The following is a 13,558-nucleotide window of genomic DNA, read 5'->3' on the forward strand; positions in this document are numbered from 1 at the left end:
CGCACCGTCAGTCCGAGAATTGATCCTTGTCACAATTGCGATCGCATTCGGGTCTACACTCGAGGCCTTTGCAACGCAATCTTTTCGTGAGGAGGTCAGCAATGAAGATCCTGATAAAAGAAGTGGCAAAATCCCAGTGGCAAGTGCGCCTTGACCAGCACGTCGTCACCTTCCGTACCGAGGCCGAAGCCCAGGCCTTCGCCAGCACCCTGCAAGCGCGAATCCTCGCACCCCATCATTTCCCCGAACAACAGCAGCGCGCGGTCGGCTGAGTCAGCCCTCGCGACTGGCCTGGGCCAATGCCCGGGCATTTTGCAGGCGACGAGTCAGCATCGCTACGCCCACCACCAACAGCCCGCACAGGCTGATGACCAGCGCCATTGGTACGGCGGTGCCGTCATGCAGCGCCGCCACCAACGAGGCTGCCCCGGCGGCGACGGAAAACTGCAGGCATCCCAGCATCGCCGAAGCACTGCCGGCCCGGGCGCCCTGTCCATTCATGGCGCAGGCCGAGGCGTTGGGAAGGATGCACCCCAGGCTGGCGATGCAGATAAACAGCGGGAGCAGCAGCGGCCACAACTGCGCAGGTTGCAATGAACTGACGGCCAGCAGGCTCAGCCCGGCGCCCAGGTAGACCCATACCGCGCGGCTCAGCAGGAACGCCGGGCCGCGCTTGGACAGCAGCCGGGCGTTGACCTGCGCAACCAGGATGAAGCCCGCCGCGTTGGTGCCGAACAGCCAACCGAAATGTTCGGCCGGTACACCGTAGAGCTTGATAAAGACGAAAGGCGAACCAGCGATGTAGGCAAACATCCCAGCGATAGCGATACCCCCCGTCAGCGCATGGCCGAGGAAGACAGCGTCGGTCAATAACCGGCCATATTGGCGCAACGCCCCCGACAACGGTTGCCGAGGCACATAGTCCGGCAAACTTTCCGGCAGCCACAAGGCCACCGCCGTCGACGCCAATGCACTGAACAGGGTCAGGGCAATGAAAATTGACTGCCAGCCATGCAGGTTCACCAGCAACCCGCCCAGCATCGGCGCGAGAATCGGCGCCAGGCCCATCACCAGCATCAACTGCGAAAACACCTTGGCCGAGCCCACCGCATCGCATTTGTCGCTGACCACCGCCCGCGAGATCACCATCCCGGCGCATCCACCCAGGGCCTGGACGAAACGGGCGCCGATCAGCCATTCCAGGCTCGGCGCATAGGCGCAGGCCAGGGAGGCCAGAGTGAACAGGCCGACGCCAGTCAGCAGCGGAATGCGCCGCCCGAACCGGTCCGCCACCGGCCCATAGGCCAGTTGCCCGATGGACAAGCCGAGGAAATAGGCCGCCAGGGTCAACTGGATGTGTTTTTCATCGGTACCGAAGGCCGTGGCCATCGCTGGAAAGGCAGGCAGGTAGAAGTCGATCGCCAAGGGACCGAAAGCGCTCAAGGCGCCAAGAATCAGAATGGTACGGAGGTTCATCGGGCGTCCAGCTCAGGCGTCGTTCGACAGCCCGACAGTCTAGCCGTGCCGGACGCTCTTGAACATTCCGGTAGGTCGCTAACGATTAAAAAACTTCAAGCAGGGCTGGCCTCGTAGCCCTCCTCCTTGATGGCCGCGAGCACGACATCGGCCGGCAACGAACTCTGGACCTGGACAGTCTTGGCGCCCAGGTCGATTTGCACATCGGCCGCCGGGTCCTTGGACTTGAGCGCCTGGGTGATGGCCTTGACACAGTGACCGCAGGACATGCCCTGGACATTGAAAGTTTGCATGAGATAACTCCTTGGGATTGAGGTTGCCAGCAGTCTCAAGCTTGCCATCATGGCAAGGTCAAGTTCTGACAAAAACTGCCGGGCTGGCAATCGGCATCGCGCTCAGCCAAGCTGCACACATCAAGGATTTAACACCGGAGGTTCAGCCATGCGCTGGTCAGCGTTCAGCCTGTTTTGCATGCTCGGTTTTTCAGCGGTGGCGCCCCAGGCATCGGCCGCCGGCGAAGACTACGGCGTGTTGATCATTTCTCGCGAGCGCCTGGAAGTGGCGACCAGTTGCGAAATCGGCATCTACATCCAGGATCAGCTCTCGGCCAGGCTGTTCCAGGAGCAAAGCACCTCGTTCAACCTGCCGCCGGGCCAGTTCTCCTTGCGCCTGAAGTTGCTGCCAGGCCAGGCACAGGGGTGCAACCCGGGCATGCTCGCGCCAGGGTCGCAGAACATCACCCTCAAGGCCGGTGACATCTTGAAGTTCCGCATCGCCATGACTGAACAAGGCATGTTCCTCAAGCAGGCGGGGCTCGGTTACTGACACGCCACTTGAACTTGTGGCTGCGAGCCCATGTGGGAGCGAGCTTGCTCGCGATGGCGATCTAACATCCACCATGGATGTCGACTGACCTGCAGCTATCGCGAGCAAGCTCGCTCCCACAGAGGATTGGCGCTTGACCTTGCCAACATGGCAAGGTTGATCCTGTAGTCATTCACTACAGGGAGCGTGACCGATGTCCGAATCCACCACATTCGATCTACCCATTGCCGGCATGACCTGCGCCAGCTGCGCCGGACGGGTCGAGCGGGCCTTGAGCAAAGTCACCGGTGCCAGCGCCGTCAGCGTCAACCTGGCGACGGAACTGGCGCGTGTCCAGGCCCCCGAAGGTAGCCTGCCGGCCTTGAAGCAGGCCGTCGAACAGGCAGGCTATAGCGTTCCGGTGCACACCCTGGAACTGAACATCGAAGGCATGACCTGCGCTTCCTGTGTCGGCCGGGTCGAACGCGCCTTGGGCAAGGTCGACGGTGTGAACAAGGTCAGCGTCAACCTGGCCAATGAGCGGGCCCACCTCGAACTGCTCGGCCAGGTGGATCCACAAGACCTGATCGATGCGATCAAGCGCGCCGGCTATGACGCCACTGTCTGGCAGGCCGAACAGCCCGCCGACACGCAGGCCAACCGTCTGAACCGTGAGCGCCTGATATTGGCGCTGGCGATTGCGCTGTCCGTGCCGCTGGTACTGCCGATGCTGCTGCAGCCGTTCGGCGTGCATTGGATGCTCCCGGCCTGGGTGCAGTTCGCCCTGGCGACGCCGGTGCAATTCATCTTCGGTGCGCGTTTCTATGTCGCCGCCTTCAAGGCCGTGCGTGCCGGTGCCGGGAACATGGACCTGCTGGTGGCCCTGGGCACCAGCGCCGGCTACGGCTTGAGCCTTTATGAATGGGTGATCGCCCGCCCTGGCGGCATGCCGCACCTGTACTTCGAAGCCTCGGCCGTAGTGATTGCCCTGGTACTGCTCGGCAAATATCTGGAAAGCCGCGCCAAGCGACAAACCGCCAGCGCCATCCGCGCCCTCGAAGCCTTGCGTCCGGAACGGGCGATCCAGGTGATCGATGGCCAGGAGCGGGATGTTGCCATCAGTGCCCTGCGCTTGAATGACCTGGTGCTGGTCAAGCCCGGCGAACGCTTCCCGGTGGACGGCGAAGTACTGGAAGGCCAGAGCCACGCCGACGAAGCGCTGATCAGCGGTGAAAGCCTGCCGGTGCCCAAGCAGCCCGGCGACAAAGTCACCGGCGGCGCCATCAACGGCGAAGGTCGGCTGCTGGTACGCACGCTGGCCCTGGGTACCGAAACCGTCCTGGCGCGCATCATCCGCCTGGTAGAAGACGCCCAGGCCGCCAAGGCCCCGATCCAGAAACTGGTGGATAAAGTCAGCCAGGTGTTCGTACCGGTGGTGCTGGCGCTGGCCCTGGCGACGCTCATCGGTTGGTGGCTGTACGGTGCGCCACTGGAAACCGCGCTGATCAACGCCGTCGCCGTGCTAGTGATCGCCTGCCCCTGCGCCTTGGGCCTGGCAACGCCCACGGCGATCATGGCCGGCACCGGCGTGGCCGCGCGTCACGGGATTCTGATCAAGGACGCCGAGGCGCTGGAGCGTGCCCATGAAGTCAACACCGTGGTGTTCGACAAGACCGGCACCCTGACCTCCGGCACACCGCGCATCGCCCACTTGACGGCCCTGGAAGGTGATGAAGACGCGCTGCTGAAAATGGCCGGCGCCCTGCAACGCGGCAGCGAACACCCGCTCGCCAAAGCCGTACTGGATGCCTGCGCCGAGCGCGGCCTGGATGCGCCGGATGTCAGCGACAGCCAGTCCCTGGCTGGACGCGGTATCGCCGGCAGCCTCGACGGACGCCGCCTGGCCCTGGGCAATCGACGCCTGCTGGACGAACTGGGCCTGGCCCCCGGCTCGCTGGCCGAGTCGGCACAGGCCTGGGAGACCGAAGGCCGCACGTTGTCCTGGCTGATCGAACAAGGCGCGACGCCTCGGGTGCTGGGCCTGTTCGCCTTCGGTGATACCCTCAAGCCCGGCGCCCTCGCTGCCGTACAGGCCCTCAATGAGCGCCACATCGCCAGTCACTTGCTCACGGGCGATAACCGGGGTAGCGCCCGGGTGGTGGCCGAGGCGCTGGGGATCACCCAGGTCCATGCCGAAGTGCTGCCGGCGGATAAGTCCGCCATCGTCCAGCAGTTGAAAACACACTCGGTAGTGGCGATGGTCGGCGACGGCATCAACGACGCCCCGGCCCTGGCCGCCGCCGATATCGGCATTGCCATGGGCGGCGGCACCGACGTGGCGATGCATGCCGCGGGCATCACCCTCATGCGCGGCGATCCGCGACTGGTGCCGGCGGCGCTGGATATCAGCCGCAAGACCTACGCCAAGATCCGCCAGAACCTGTTCTGGGCGTTCGTCTATAACTTGATCGGCATCCCCCTGGCGGCGTTCGGTTTTCTCAACCCGGTGCTGGCCGGCGCGGCCATGGCGTTGTCGAGCGTCAGCGTGGTCAGCAATGCGTTACTGTTGAAGTTCTGGACACCCAAGCAGTTGGAGGACAAGCGATGAACATCGGCCAAGCGGCCCGCCAGAGTGGCCTGAGCGCGAAGATGATCCGTTACTACGAGTCCATCGGCCTGCTCAAAACCGCCCATCGCACCGACAACGGCTACCGGATCTACGGCGCCGATGACCTGCACACCCTGGCGTTCATCAAGCGCTCCCGCGACTTGGGGTTTTCCCTGGAAGAGGTCGGCAAATTGCTGACCCTCTGGCAAGACCGCCAACGCGCCAGCGCCGACGTCAAGGCCCTGGCCCGGCAACACATCGACGAGCTGAACCAGAAAATCCGCGAACTGGCCGAACTGCGCGACACCCTCCAGGACCTGGTGGAACACTGTCACGGCGACCACCGTCCGGATTGCCCGATCCTCAAGGAACTGGCGTCGGGGTGCTGCCAGGAAAACGCCCCCCTCTGACATTCCCAGTGGGAGCGCGGTGGGTCTAGGATTTTGCAGTGCCTACAAAAAACCCGGCCTTGGCCTAATGCTATTCATTCAAGAAAATGAGGAACCTGTGGCGAGGGAGCTTGCTCCCGCTCGGCTGCGAAGCAGTCGTAAACCGACGGGAGCGGTGTGTCTGACGCTGCGCATTTGGCAGGTTTAGGGGGCTGCTTCGCGGCCCAGCGGGAGCAAGCTCCCTCGCCACGGGTTTGTCGATGGCCTCAAGTGAACAGCATTACGGCCTTGGCCGGGTTTCTGGTCAACCGATCATTGCATCCAAGGCGGAGGCGGCTCTTCAGCTTTGCCCGGTGGGGCATCATCGGCGGCGCGGACGGCCTGGCGACGTTCCTCGTCCAGGCGCGCGGCCTCGATCTCGCGCATGATCCCGCCGACATCCGCCAGCTCTTCCGGCTCGTCGAACTCGCCGGTTAACACACTGGCCGGATGCAAGGTGCCGGCTTCATACAGCGCCCACATTTCCTTGGCGTACTTGGTGCGCTTGAGCTCCGGAGCGAACCGGCCGAAGTAGGACGCCATGTTGCCCACGTCCCGCTCCAACATGCTGAAAGCATGGTTGTTACCCGCCGCATCCACGGCCTGAGGCAGGTCGATGATCACCGGCCCGGTCGGCGTGAGCAGGACGTTGAACTCCGACAGGTCGCCGTGCACCAGACCGGTACACAGCATCAGCACAATCTGGGAAATCAGATAGGCGTGATATTCACGGGCCTGGTCCGGCTCCAGCACCACGTCGTTCAGACGCGGCGCTGCATCGCCGTACTCGTCGGCCACCAGTTCCATCAGCAGCACGCCTTCAAGGAAGTCGTACGGCTTGGGCACGCGCACACCCGCGCTGGCCAAGCGGAACAGTGCCGCCACTTCGGCATTCTGCCAGGCGTCCTCGGTTTCCTTGCGCCCGAACTTCGAGCCCTTGGCCATGGCCCGGGCCTGACGGCTGTTGCGGACCTTGCGGCCCTCCTGATATTCGGCCGCCTGACGAAAACTTCGCTTGTTCGCCTCCTTGTAGACCTTCGCGCAACGTAGCTCGTTGCCGCAGCGCACCACATAAACAGCTGCTTCTTTACCACTCATGAGTGGGCGCAGCACCTCGTCGACCAGACCGTCCTCGATCAGGGGTTCAATGCGTTTTGGAGTCTTCATCAGCTTTTATTGTGGGTCCTTTATTACCAAACACGCGAATGACAGTCGTTATACGGCAATCCTTCCTCCACGGGGAGGGGTTGCCGACCTATGAACTTGCGATGCACACAATGTGCCTGATTAATCGACCGAGCCGAATCATAGCCGAGACCGGACTTGGCGTTGGCAACTGAATGCGAAGGCATTTGCGACAAGAGCTGACAGCCGTGCCTACCGTCGGTTGTAAGCGATGCGACGACTCAATGCTTGAACAGTTCCCCCGGCGTAAAGCCGAACATCCCCTTGAACGCGGCAATGAACGCGGACGTTGAATCATAGCCACAGGACAACGCAGCGCTGGTGACGCTGTCGCCCTGCTCCAGCGACCCCAGGGACGACAACAGGCGCATGCGCTGGCGCCAGGCGCGAAAGCTCAGGCCGGTCTCGCGCTGAAACAGGCGCATCAGGGTTTTTTCCGACGTACCCAGACGCTCAGCCCAGGCGTGCAAGGTGACGTTCTGCTCAGGCTGTTCGATCAACTCGTTACACAGCCCCAGCAGACGGGCATGTCGCGGCAGCGGCAGGGAGAATCCCACTTCCGGCAGGGCCGCCAGCTGGTCCAGCAACACCTGCACCAACCGTTGTTCCTGGGTATCGCCTTGCGGGTAATCGACCGGAAGCTGACAGAACACCTTGATCAACTCACGGGCCAGTGGCGTGACTTCCAGCACCCGACAACGTTCATCGGCCCAGGGGCAGGCGTGACGATGAACATACAAGCTGCGCATTTCCGCTCGAGTGGAAGTCACCACCTGATGTTCCAGGTCGGCCGGGATCCAGATGCCCCGTTGTGGCGGGGCAAAGAAGCTACCCGCGGCGGTGTGTACGCCGAGAACGCCGCTGATGGCGTAGGAAAACTGCACCCAGTCATGACGATGGGCTTGCGTCCAGGAGCCGGCGCTCAAGCTTTCGACGCGGGCGTACAGCGGCCTGGGCAATTGCACCAGGTCGGGGATGTGGCGTTCGAGCTGTCGGTGTCCGTTAGGCGGCATTGATTGGCCTTATGTCGCAAGACGACTAGTGAGGACGACGTTAGGCTAAGTCGACTTTTCTTACAACTTGCGGTGCCCTATGCATATCCTCAGACACCTCAAACGCATGGTGACCGACTGGTTCCTGTGCGGCATGGTGCTCGCCACGCTGCTGGCGTACTTCTTTCCCACCTTTGGCGCCACGGGCGGTGCCATGCATGCCGAATGGGTGGTCAACATCGGCATCTTCGTGGTGTTCTTCCTGCACGGGGTCAACCTGTCCGGCGAACAGATCCGCCACGGTTTGAAGAACATCCGCCTGCATGTGATGGTGCAGGGTTTCACCTTTGGCGTGTTTCCATTGATCTGGCTGATCAGCCACTGGCTAGTCGGCAGCCATGTGCCTGCGCTGTTGATGCTGGGGTTCTTCTACCTGTGCGCCCTGCCCTCGACGATTTCTTCCTCGGTGGCCCTGACTGGCAGTGCAAAAGGTAACGTGCCGGCGGCGATTCTCAACGCGAGCCTGTCCAGCGTACTGGGGATTTTCCTGACACCGCTGCTGGTCAGTTTCGTGGTCGGCAGCGGCGCCGGAGGTATCGACCTGGGGTCAACCTTGCTCGACCTGTGCCTGATGTTGCTGCTGCCACTGGTGCTGGGGCAGTTCCTGCGGCGTTGGCTGGCCGGCTTTTTCGGTCGGTATAAACGCTACACCAGCATCATCGACAAGCTGGTGATCCTGCTGCTGGTCTACGCGGCGTTCTGCAACTCGATGGTATCCGGCATCTGGCAACAGCAAGGCCACGGTGTGCTCTTGAGCGCAGTGCTTGGCAGTGCCGTACTGTTGGCGATCATCTTGTGGGCGACCACCCGCACCGCCCGCGCCCTGCACTTCAGCAGCGCCGATGAGGTTGCCGCGGTGTTCTGTGCCAGCAAGAAATCCCTCGCCGCCGGAGTGCCCATGGCGGCGTTGATTTTCGGCAACCATCCCGGCCTGGGGCTGATCCTGCTGCCGATCATGATCTATCACCCGCTGCAGTTGATCGTCTGCTCGATCCTCGCCGAACGCTACGCCAGCCATCACCGGGAACTGGCGTCCCGCCAGGACGGCGCCGTCCTCAACGCTCGATAATCGCCGTCACCCCCTGGCCTGCGGCGGCGCAGATGGAGATCAAGCCGCGACCTCGCCCGGCGGCATCAAGCAACTTGGCGAGGTTGGCGACAATGCGCCCGCCCGTGGCGGCAAACGGGTGCCCGGCGGCCAGGGAACTGCCCTTGACGTTCAACCGGCTGCGGTCGATGGACCCGAGTGGCGCGTCGAGGCCCAGGCGCGTCTTGCAGTAGTCCGGGTCTTCCCAGGCCTTCAGCGTGCATAACACTTGGGCGGCGAACGCTTCATGGATCTCGTAGTAGTCAAAGTCCTGCAAGGTCAAGCCGTTGCGCGCCAGCAACCGCGGCACGGCGTAGACCGGGGCCATCAACAGTCCTTCGGCGCCATTGACGAAATCCACCGCCGCCGTTTCGCCGTCGCGCAGGTACGCCAGGATCGGCAGGCCTCGGGCCTTGGCCCACTCTTCGCTGCCCAGCAGCACCAACGAAGCGCCATCGGTCAGTGGCGTGGAATTACCCGCAGTCATCGTGCCCTTCGCGCTTTTTTCGAAGGCCGGCTTGAGGGAGGCGAGTTTTTCCGGGGTCAGGTCCGGGCGCAGGTTGTTGTCCCGGGTCAGGCCAAGAAACGGTGTCATCAAGTCGTTCTGCCAACCTTCGGCATAGGACGCGGCCATTTTCTGATGGCTTTCCAGGGCCAACTGGTCTTGCGCCTCCCGGGGGATCTGCCAGGTCTGGGCCATCAATTCGCAATGCTCCCCCATGTTCAGGCCGGTGCGCGGTTCGTTGATGCGCGGCAGGTCGGGGACGAGGTGCTTGGGACGCAGCTGCAGGAAGGTCTTGATCTTGTCGGCGGTGGTCTTGGCGCGATTGGCTTGCAGCAGGATCCTGCGCAGGCCTTCATTGACCGCGATCGGCGCATCCGAGGTGGTGTCGACGCCGCCGGCAATACCGCTGTCGATCTGCCCCAGGGCGATCTTGTTGGCCACCAGCAGCACCGTTTCCAGCCCGGTGCCACAGGCCTGCTGTACGTCATAGGCCGGCGTCATCGGTGACAGCCGCGAGCCGAGCACGCATTCGCGGGTCATGTTCATATCCCGGGAGTGCTTGAGCACCGCACCGGCAGCCACTTCGCCGATGTGCAAGCCATGCAGGTTGTAGCGTTCGATCAGCCCCTCGAGGGCAGCCGTCAACATCGCCTGGTTGCTGGCGGTGGCATAGGCCCCGTTGGAGCGGGCGAACGGAATGCGGTTACCACCGATGATCGCGACGCGGCGTAGTTGTGTCATGAAGAACTCCCCTGTGTAGGTCTAGTGCCCTATGAAGACTCAACCGAACCCTGTGGGAGCAAACTTTGCTCCCACAGGAATTCGGTGCCCTGGAAAAAAGCGCTCCCGCTCAAGCTTAGGCTTTATCTCGCCAATCGAACGACTGATTGCCAATCATGGTCCACACTTGGAACCTCATCAGCCGGAGTGTGTTCCATGTCTGACCGTTATATCGACTTCGCCAATTCGCCCATTGGCCGGCGCATGGTCGGGTCCCTCGGCCTGCCATCGCCGGTGCGCCTGGAACGCTGGCAGGCCGGGCGCCTGCGGCCGATCGAAGGCGCATTGCTACTGGGCGGCGGACCGTTGACCGAACAGATCGGCACGTTTGCCAAGCGCCTGACCGACACCATCTTCATCTACGGCGGCGAGCCGACCCTGGCCACCGAGTGGATCCCCGGCCATGGCCCGAAAATCAGGGCGGTGGTGTACGACGCCAGCCATTTGCTGCAGGTCGACCAGCTCAAGCAGTTGCGGGAATTCTTCCAGCCGCTGATGAAAAACCTCGACCACAGCGCCCATGTCGTCATCCTCGGTCGCGCGCCGGAAAGTCTTGCCGACCCATTCGCCGCCAGTGCCCAGCGGGCGTTGGAGGGTTTCAGCCGTTCCCTGGCCAAAGAGCTGCGCCACGGTGGGACGCTGCAACTGCTGTACGTCGGCGACGGCGCCGAAGCCCAGCTGGAAGGCGCACTGCGGTTTTTCCTGTCGCCCAAGAGCGCCTTCATCTCCGGGCAGGTCATTCGCCTCAACGCCTGTGACACCCAGGTCCAGGACTGGACCCGACCACTGACTGGGCTCAAGGCACTGGTCACCGGTGCAGCCCGCGGGATCGGCGCTTCCATCGCCGAAACCCTGGCCCGTGATGGCGCCGACGTGATCCTGCTGGACGTGCCGCAGGCCAAGACCGACCTCGACGCCCTGGCGGCTCGCTTGAGCGGGCGCAGCGTCACGCTGGACATCTGCGCCCAAGATGCCGCGGCACAGCTGATCGAGCACCTGCCCGACGGCGTCGATATCCTGGTGCACAACGCCGGCATCACCCGGGACAAGACCCTCGCCAACATGACCCCGGAATTCTGGGACGCGGTGCTGGCCGTGAACCTCAATGCCCCGCAAGTATTGACCAAGGCCCTGCTCGACAGCGGCACCCTGCACGACAATGGCCGCGTCGTGCTGCTGGCCTCCATCAGCGGCATTGCCGGCAACCGTGGGCAGACCAACTATGCGGCGAGCAAGGCCGGGCTGATCGGCTTGGCCCAGGCCTGGGCACCGTTGTTGCAACCACGGGGCATCAGCATCAACGCCGTGGCGCCGGGTTTCATTGAAACGCGCATGACCGCCGAGGTTCCCTTCGCGCTACGCGAAGCCGGGCGGCGCATGAGTTCCCTGGGCCAGGGCGGCCTGCCCCAGGATGTCGCCGAAGCCGTTGCATGGCTGGCGCAACCGGGCACGGGTGCCGTGACCGGCCAGGCCCTGCGGGTATGCGGGCAAAGCCTTCTGGGAGCGTGACCATGACGATCCAATGGCATGAAGTCAGCAGCCCGCCCTCCATGTCCGGGCTTTATTCGAAAGCGGCGACACGGCGCAAGGTCACCGGAACGACCCTGCCCGAGGAAGGGCTGCGTCAAATGCTTCAGGTCGACCCGCAACGCCTGGCGGCCTATCGCAAAGTCTGCGGGTTCGTCGATAACGGACTGCTGCCGCCGACCTATCCCCACGTCTTGGCGTTTGCCCTGCAAATGCAATTGCTCACCGCGCGGAATTTTCCATTTCCACTGCTGGGGCTGATCCACTTGAGCAACCGCATTCGTCTATTGCGGCCCATGGGCGGGGTTGGCCAAGTGCGTGCCAGCGTCAATGTCGAGAATCTTCAAGCCCACCCCAAGGGCGCGGTATTCGACCTGGTGACCCGCCTCGATGACCAGTTGGGGCCGCTATGGGAGGCCCAGAGCCAGATGCTTTGCAAAGGCGTCCAGCTCGACGGGGCACTTGTGGAGGACTCACCGCAGGCCAGCCTGCCCTTGATTGAAGTCGCGCACTGGACCGCACCGGCAGACATCGGGCGGCAATATGCCAAAGTGTCTGGCGACTACAACCCGATTCACCTGAGCGGTATCAGCGCCAGGCTGTTCGGCTTCCCCACCGCCATCGCCCACGGCTTGTGGAACAAGGCCAGGACCCTCGCGGCGCTGGATGACCACCTGCCCGAGGCCAACATCGAGATCGAGGTGACCTTCAAGAAACCGGTACGCCTGCCCAGCGAAGTGACCCTGCTGTCCAGCGCGGCGGGATCCAGTGGACAACTGCAACTGGTGGGGACCGGGGCGCTGGAGCATATGGTGGGAGAGTGGCGGCCGGTGACCTGAGCCCCCCAATGTTGGAGCGAGCTTGCTCGCGATGGCAGTGGCTCAGCCTCCCCCCATTTTGAATTCGCCGTGCTCAGCGCGGCGGGTAGTTAGACAGGATCCGCCCAACCGTCTCGCGCACGGCGGTGTTGCGGTCAGCCGGGTTGGGGGAGTTGCTGAGCAGTTGTTCGTCACTGCCACGCCACACCAGCTTGCCGTCCTTGCCATCGAGCAGGTCGATCTGCACGGTGGCGACCTTGTAGCTGATGTTGCGGGTTTCGTTGTACATCGGCCCGCCCCAATAGCCATTCCAAGGGCCGCCCCAGCCGCCGCCGTAGTGGGTGGTGACCTGCTGCTGGCGGTCCTCGACGATCAAATAGGCCTGGACCAGCACATCGCCATGCCCGCCAGCCGCCGGACGCAAGCCGCGCTGGTCGAGTTGATCGGCAACCGCCTGGCGGATCCGCTGTTCGGTCAGGTCGCTCTTGATGCGAGGGTCATCGGGGCGATATTGCAGCGCCGGGTCTTTCCAGCTCCAACTGCGATACGCCGCGAAATCGCGGCTGGTGTCGAAATCATGGTTGACCTGATTAGAGGCACAAGCGCCCAACAATAGGGTGAAGGCCAGTAGAGCAAGACGGCGAAACATGGTTTTACTCCGTTGCGTAATCAACTTGGAGGATACGCCGACATGGCTTTTTCCACTGCAGCACGAATGGCATCGGTGCGCTCGCTTTGACTGCCCCGCTGGCCGCTCTCGGCGCTGGCGCTCCATACCGGTTGCCCCGTGCGGGCATCGAACAGATCCACCCGCACCACCACGACCTGCTCCTGATACGTGCGCACCATCGGCACCGGATGGTACATCCCATAACCCGGGCCATAGCGGTCATAACGGTTATAGCCGCCGTAGTAACCGGCATCATAGTCGTCGCGGACCTGGCGCACGCGGGTTTCCAGACGCAGGTCGGCGCTGACGAACAGGTCGGCGGGCCGGTTGTCATGCAGCGGGCGCAGGCCACGCTGGTCCAGGGCATTGCTCACCGCTTCGGCCACTTGGGCCGAATCCGCCCAGGCGGAACCCGACGGCAGGCGCCCGTCACGCCAGGCCCAACTGCGATAGCGCCCATAGTCACGGGGCGGCGCAGGGTAAGCGCTGCGGTCGAACACCGTGGCGGCCTCGGCCGGTGCCGGCGGCAGTGGATTGGACGTGGCGACATAGGGGTTGCTGCCCTGGCAGGCCGCCAGTCCCAGGCACAGCATCAACAACCCTGAACGACCTTTCATT

General features: G+C 63.2%; 14 protein-coding genes. 7 read left to right on the forward strand and 7 right to left on the reverse strand.

What is annotated here, in order from left to right:
- Positions 1-101: 101 nt before the first annotated feature.
- On the forward strand, positions 102-272 hold the full coding sequence (locus tag BM300_RS31100; protein ID WP_170845930.1) for a hypothetical protein: 171 nt from the start codon (positions 102-104) through the stop codon (positions 270-272).
- A 1-nt stretch (position 273) separates the two neighbouring features.
- Here the strand turns inward: BM300_RS31100 and BM300_RS25130 are convergent, their stop codons facing one another.
- Together BM300_RS25130 and BM300_RS25135 are read right to left on the reverse strand one after the other, a co-directional pair.
- Positions 274-1,476: a multidrug effflux MFS transporter gene (locus BM300_RS25130; RefSeq protein ID WP_092413208.1), complete on the reverse strand. Its 1,203-nt coding sequence runs from the start codon at positions 1,474-1,476 to the stop codon at positions 274-276.
- 95 nt (positions 1,477-1,571) lie between these two features.
- Complete coding sequence (locus BM300_RS25135; RefSeq protein ID WP_092413210.1) at positions 1,572-1,769, reverse strand: heavy-metal-associated domain-containing protein; 198 nt, start codon at positions 1,767-1,769, stop codon at positions 1,572-1,574.
- A gap of 148 nt (positions 1,770-1,917) precedes the next feature.
- Here BM300_RS25135 and BM300_RS25140 point away from each other — a divergent pair, with 148 nt between their 5' ends.
- From BM300_RS25140 to cueR, 3 genes are all read left to right on the forward strand, one after another.
- Positions 1,918-2,301, forward strand: coding sequence for a hypothetical protein (locus BM300_RS25140; RefSeq protein WP_092147097.1), 384 nt, complete (start codon positions 1,918-1,920; stop codon positions 2,299-2,301).
- A gap of 193 nt (positions 2,302-2,494) precedes the next feature.
- Positions 2,495-4,888 carry a heavy metal translocating P-type ATPase gene (locus BM300_RS25145; RefSeq protein ID WP_092464280.1) on the forward strand — a complete coding sequence of 798 codons (2,394 nt, stop codon included), beginning with the start codon at positions 2,495-2,497 and terminating at the stop codon, positions 4,886-4,888.
- Positions 4,885-5,298, forward strand: a complete 414-nt coding sequence (gene cueR, locus BM300_RS25150) for a Cu(I)-responsive transcriptional regulator (RefSeq protein ID WP_092464282.1) — start codon at positions 4,885-4,887, stop codon at positions 5,296-5,298. Before BM300_RS25145 ends, cueR begins: the two co-directional genes overlap by 4 nt.
- 291 nt (positions 5,299-5,589) lie before the next feature.
- Here cueR and BM300_RS25155 read toward each other — a convergent pair whose 3' ends face one another.
- Entirely contained in the window at positions 5,590-6,483 is an 894-nt protein-coding gene (locus tag BM300_RS25155; protein ID WP_079301706.1) for a PA4780 family RIO1-like protein kinase, read from the reverse strand.
- A 239-nt stretch (positions 6,484-6,722) separates the two neighbouring features.
- The gene (locus tag BM300_RS25160) at positions 6,723-7,514 is read right to left on the reverse strand and encodes an AraC family transcriptional regulator (protein WP_092464284.1); all 792 of its coding nucleotides are present in this window, start codon (positions 7,512-7,514) and stop codon (positions 6,723-6,725) included.
- A gap of 79 nt (positions 7,515-7,593) precedes the next feature.
- On the opposite strand from BM300_RS25160, the gene BM300_RS25165 reads away from it, so the two are divergent.
- On the forward strand, positions 7,594-8,622 hold the full coding sequence (locus BM300_RS25165) for a bile acid:sodium symporter family protein (protein WP_092347207.1): 1,029 nt from the start codon (positions 7,594-7,596) through the stop codon (positions 8,620-8,622).
- Here the strand turns inward: BM300_RS25165 and BM300_RS25170 are convergent.
- The gene (locus tag BM300_RS25170) at positions 8,609-9,886 is read right to left on the reverse strand and encodes an acetyl-CoA C-acetyltransferase (RefSeq protein ID WP_092464286.1); all 1,278 of its coding nucleotides are present in this window, start codon (positions 9,884-9,886) and stop codon (positions 8,609-8,611) included. The genes BM300_RS25165 and BM300_RS25170 overlap by 14 nt on opposite strands.
- Before the next feature lie 195 nt (positions 9,887-10,081).
- Between BM300_RS25170 and BM300_RS25175 the strand changes: the two genes are divergently transcribed.
- Complete coding sequence (locus tag BM300_RS25175) at positions 10,082-11,434, forward strand: 3-oxoacyl-ACP reductase (protein ID WP_092464288.1); 1,353 nt, start codon at positions 10,082-10,084, stop codon at positions 11,432-11,434.
- 2 nt (positions 11,435-11,436) lie between these two features.
- On the forward strand, positions 11,437-12,291 hold the full coding sequence (locus BM300_RS25180) for a MaoC family dehydratase (protein ID WP_092347213.1): 855 nt from the start codon (positions 11,437-11,439) through the stop codon (positions 12,289-12,291).
- A 73-nt stretch (positions 12,292-12,364) separates the two neighbouring features.
- On the opposite strand, the gene BM300_RS25185 is transcribed toward BM300_RS25180, so the two are convergent.
- Both BM300_RS25185 and BM300_RS25190 read right to left on the reverse strand, forming a co-directional pair.
- Complete coding sequence (locus BM300_RS25185; RefSeq protein WP_092147088.1) at positions 12,365-12,919, reverse strand: DUF4136 domain-containing protein; 555 nt, start codon at positions 12,917-12,919, stop codon at positions 12,365-12,367.
- 20 nt (positions 12,920-12,939) lie between these two features.
- The gene (locus tag BM300_RS25190; protein ID WP_092464291.1) at positions 12,940-13,557 is read right to left on the reverse strand and encodes a DUF4136 domain-containing protein; all 618 of its coding nucleotides are present in this window, start codon (positions 13,555-13,557) and stop codon (positions 12,940-12,942) included.
- Between the last annotated feature and the right edge of the window lies 1 nt (position 13,558).

Source organism: Pseudomonas sp. NFACC46-3, from assembly GCF_900114515.1.
Lineage (GTDB): Bacteria > Pseudomonadota > Gammaproteobacteria > Pseudomonadales > Pseudomonadaceae > Aquipseudomonas > Aquipseudomonas fluorescens_Q.